At 70.0% G+C, this 4455-nt stretch carries 4 protein-coding genes; 1 reads left to right on the forward strand and 3 read right to left on the reverse strand.

Annotated features, from left to right (window positions below; translation table 11 throughout):
• Positions 1–151: 151 nt before the first annotated feature.
• From ACFTZL_RS41620 to ACFTZL_RS41630, 3 genes are all read right to left on the reverse strand, one after another.
• Positions 152–985: a pectate lyase gene (locus ACFTZL_RS41620; protein ID WP_382499736.1), complete on the reverse strand. Its 834-nt coding sequence runs from the start codon at positions 983–985 to the stop codon at positions 152–154.
• Positions 986–1211: 226 nt separating this feature from the next.
• Complete coding sequence (locus tag ACFTZL_RS41625; protein ID WP_382594823.1) at positions 1212–2063, reverse strand: hypothetical protein; 852 nt, start codon at positions 2061–2063, stop codon at positions 1212–1214.
• The gene (locus ACFTZL_RS41630) at positions 2060–2665 is read right to left on the reverse strand and encodes a SigE family RNA polymerase sigma factor (protein ID WP_382594826.1); all 606 of its coding nucleotides are present in this window, start codon (positions 2663–2665) and stop codon (positions 2060–2062) included. Before ACFTZL_RS41630 ends, ACFTZL_RS41625 begins: the two co-directional genes overlap by 4 nt.
• A 272-nt stretch (positions 2666–2937) precedes the next feature.
• Between ACFTZL_RS41630 and ACFTZL_RS41635 the strand changes: the two genes are divergently transcribed.
• Entirely contained in the window at positions 2938–4395 is a 1458-nt protein-coding gene (locus ACFTZL_RS41635; RefSeq protein WP_382594829.1) for an NCS2 family permease, read from the forward strand.
• Positions 4396–4455: the final 60 nt, after the last annotated feature.

The following is a 4455-nucleotide window of genomic DNA, read 5'->3' on the forward strand; positions in this document are numbered from 1 at the left end:
GCCGAGGGGGGCTCGGCCAGTACCGTCCGACCGTCCGGAGGGGGGCTCCGAAGGGTCGCGTGCCGAAGGTCCGACTGGGGGCCCGGACGTCCGGCATCCGGCCGCCCGAGGGGGGATTCGGGCCGGCCGGAGGTTCACATGGGCCGCTGCCTCACTGGTAGCTGATGTCGGAGGCCTTGAACTTGCAGGTCTTGCCGTCCGGGCCGGGCGGCTTCAGCTCCGTGGGCTCCTTGCCCGTGTTGTTGCCCGTGAAGCGCACACACGTCTTGATCTTCTTCTTGCTGTCGCCGTGGATGCGGATCTTCGACAGCGTGGCCGTGTCGCCGTAGTTCTGGTTGACGCCGACGATCGAGTTCATCGGCGCCGTGACGTCGATGTCGTTGAGCACGACCGTGCGCTTGTACTGCGTCCCGCAGTTGCCGCAGGAACGGACCAGCTTGCCGGCGTTCTGCACCTGGAAGCCGGACACGTTCAGCGTGCCCGCGCCGTTGAACTGCAGCACCTTGTCGTCGGCGTTCTTCGCGCCGCCGCCGATCACCTTGTACACCGCCGAGGCGGACTTGCCCTTGAAGCTGGCCGCGTCCTCGCCGACGTCCAGCCACCACACGTTCTGCAGCGTGCAACTGCCCTTGCAGTGCACGCCGTCCGCGGCCGGGGTGCCGATGATGACGTTCTTCAGCGTGGCGCCGTCCGCCAGCTCGAAGAGCGGGTCCTGGCCCTCGTCCTGGCTGTCGCCGCCGAGCGCGCCGCTGCCGTAGAACTTCTTCATCCCGCCGTCGTGCACACCGGAGACCGGGATGGTCTTCGGCACGGGCTTGCTGCCCGTGTCCGAGGGCCAGGAGGACGCGGCGCCCGCGGTGGACAGCATCGACGTGGTGACGATCGCCGCTCCCGTGATGCCGAACGCGGACAGTCCGGCGATCAGACCCCGCCGCTTGGCGACGCTGCGGCGGTGGCGGACGCGCTGTTCTGCTGGTGCAGTCATGTACCGATTCCTCGAGTGGGGGGTGGTTCTTGCGTGTAGTGGTCGCCACCGGTGAGGAAAGGGTTGCCACGTCTTCAGATTTCTTTCACGCGCGCGTCAGGCCCGGTCGCCGGCGCCGGCCGGCCGGCCGCCGTGCCGTCGACGAGGTAGCGGCTCTCGTAATCCTGGACGCACCCGGCACCCCGGCCGGGCGCCCCGCGCGAGGAGGCGGGCCGAACGGGTGACCCTACGAGTCGCCCCCGGCGTCGTCCGTGTCGTCCGCGGCCGCGAAGCCGCCGCCCACCGACAGCCGGTCCGACCCCGCGGCGGCCGTCACCGTGTAGCGGTCCTGGCCCGCGTCGCGCCCCCCGCGGTCGTGGTCGAACTGGCCCGCGAACACCCACTCGCCCGCCGGGACCTTGCGGCCCTCCTTGAGGGTCCAGGTGTAGACGAGGGCGCCGTCCTTCTCGCCGACCGTGAGAGTGAAGTCGTTCTCGGGCAGCGACCGCCAGGCGCCCGCGTCGGAGACCCCGCCGGTCTGGGCGACGCTCAACCGCACGGTCAGCGCGGTCAGTTCCTCGCGGGTCTTGATCGTGATGTTGCTCTGCGCCCAGAAGTCGTTGCTGTGCGGATCGACCGAGCCGTCCGACCACAGCGGCCCGTCCTCGGCGGCGGGCGGCCGCGCGGTGACGGAGGCGCTCGGCTTCCCGGAGGGCGGCGGGGCGGACTCGCGGCGCTCCGGCGAGGTGGTCGGCGTGGGATCCACGGGTGGCACGGGGGCCCGGCTCGTCGCCTCCGGCGACGGTGTGGGCGTCGGCGACGTCGCCACCACCTGCTGCTGCGGGGCGGTCTCGTCCTTCACCGCGGACGCGACGGCGTAACCGCCCACCGCCAGCACACCCGCCACCGCGGCCGTCGCACCGGCCACCCGCATCCAGCCGAACACCGGCGGACGCGTGGCCCGGTGGGCGGACGCGGCCGGACCGGCCATGCCGCGCTCGACCCGGGCCAGGATGTTCTCCCGGTCGGGCTCGTGCCCCCCGGCCGCCTCGTGCAGCCGGGCGCGCAGCTCGTCGTGCACGTCCCGCCGCATGGTCATCGGTCCCTCCCTCCGCCCTCACCGGTGCGCGCCCGCAAGCCCTCCACGGCGGGTGAGCAACGGGGCGCGCCCACCGCCGCGTGCATGCGCTGCGGCAATCCCTTCGTGCCCAGCAACCGCTGCAGTTCGGCCATTCCCTTCGAGGTCTGGCTCTTCACCGTACCCACCGAGACGCCGAGGGCGAGCGCGGTGTCCTTCTCCGACAGGTCGAAGGCGTGCCGCAGCACCACACAGGCCCGCTTGCGGAACGGCAGCCTGCGCAACGCCTCCTGGACGTCGACCACGCCCGCGACATCCGGGTTCTCGGTGTTCTCCTCGCGCTGCGACCAGAACAGGGCGATGCGCCGCCGCTCGCGCACGGCACTGCGGATGCGGGTGCGGGCCAGGTTGGCGACCACCCCGCGGGCGTACGCCGCCGGATGGTCGGCGGCGCGCACCCGGTCCCAGCGGTGCCACAGCGCCAGTAACGCGTCCGCCGCCAGGTCGTCGGCGGTGTCCGACTCGCCCGTCAACAGGTAGGCCAGGCGGGACAGTTCGGCGTAGTGGCGCTCGAAGAAGGCGTGGAACTCCACGGAGGCGGCGTCGTCGACGACTGTGCCCACGGGCGACCTCTCCTCGCAGCGGCTTCGGGCACTCCCCGGGCGGGGGCGCCTGTGCGTGTCATGTAGATGACATGTGATCATCCGGGGGAGGCCCGGACGAGATCGGGAAGCGTAGCAGCGTTCTTCAGGATGGTTCGTACGGAGCTTCGAACGGCGTATGGCGGGCCGGACTCTGAATCCGTAACACGAAGACAACCTGAACGTGGTTCAACGCGAGGACAATCCAGCCAGCATCCGCACATCGATCACCCAGGTACCGAGGAGCACTCGTCATGTCCGAATCGCAGAAGGTGGCCGACCGGTCCGACGCCGCACCACCGGCGGTGAACAGCGTCGACCGGTTCTTCAAGATCTCCGAGCGGGGGTCCACCTTCGGCCGTGAGATACGCGGCGGCTTCGCCACGTTCTTCACGATGGCCTACATCCTTGTCCTGAATCCCATCATCCTGGGCAGCGCGAAGGACAAGTTCGGGCACCAGCTTGACGCCGTCCAACTCACCACCGCCACCGCCCTGGTGGCCGCGGTCATGACGATCATCATGGGCGTGGGCGGCAATCTGCCTCTCGCGCTCGCCGCCGGACTCGGCCTGAACGCCGTGGTGGCCTTCCAGATCGCCCCGCTGATGAGCTGGGACGACGCGATGGGCCTGATCGTCCTCGAAGGCCTGCTGATCTGCGTGCTGGTGGTGACCGGTCTGCGCGAGGCCGTCATGCACGCCATACCCCAGCCGCTCAAGCAGGCGATCAGCGTCGGCATCGGCCTGTTCATCGCCTTCATCGGCTTCGTCGACGCCGGGTTCGTCAGCCGTATCCCGGACGCCGCGAACACCACCGTGCCCGTTCAGCTCGGCGGCACCGGCACCCTCGCCGGCTGGCCGATGCTCGTCTTCTGTCTCGGCGTGCTGCTGACGATCGGCCTGCTCGCCCGCAAGGTCAAGGGCGCCATCCTGATCAGCATCGTCGGCATGACCGCGGTGGCGCTGGTGATCAACTCCATCGCCGACATCAAGACCTGGGGCCTGACCACACCGTCCTGGCCCGGCAACCTCGTCGACACCCCCGACTTCGGACTCATCGGCGACTTCGACCTGTTCGGCGCGTTCAGCGCCCCCGGCGTCGGCGTCATCACGGTCGTCCTGCTGATCTTCACCCTGATCCTGTCCGACTTCTTCGACACCATGGGCACGGTCGTCGGCGTCAGTGCCGAGGCCGGCCTGCTGGACGAGGAGGGCAAGGTCCCGAACCTCGGCCGGGTGCTGCTCATCGACGGTGCCGCGGCGGTCGCGGGCGGCGCGGCCTCGGCCTCCTCGGCGACCTCCTACATCGAGTCGGCGGCCGGCGTCGGCGAGGGCTCGCGCACCGGCTTCTCCAACCTCGTCACCGGCGGCCTGTTCGGCCTCGCGCTGTTCCTGACCCCGCTGCTCACCATCGTCCCGCTGCAGGCGGCCGCCCCGGCCCTGGTCGCCGTCGGCTTCCTGATGATGACCCAGGTCAAGCACATCGACTGGGACCGGTACGACATCGCGATCCCCGCGTTCCTCACCATCGCCGTGATGCCGTTCACCTACTCCATCACCAACGGCATCGGCGCCGGCTTCCTCGCCTACGTCGTCATCAAGACCGTGCTCGGCAAGGCCAAGGAGGTCCACTGGCTGCTGTGGGCGACCTCGGCGCTGTTCCTCGTGTACTTCGCGATCGACCCGATCGAGCAGCTTCTCGGAGCCAAGTAAGGAGTGCGGTAAGGCGAAGGGCCGCCCCCGGGGGGAAGGGGGCGGCCCATCTGTCTGTAG

The organism is Streptomyces sp. NPDC056948 (genome assembly GCF_042674225.1).
In the GTDB taxonomy this organism is placed as follows: Bacteria; Actinomycetota; Actinomycetes; order Streptomycetales; family Streptomycetaceae; genus Streptomyces; species Streptomyces purpurascens.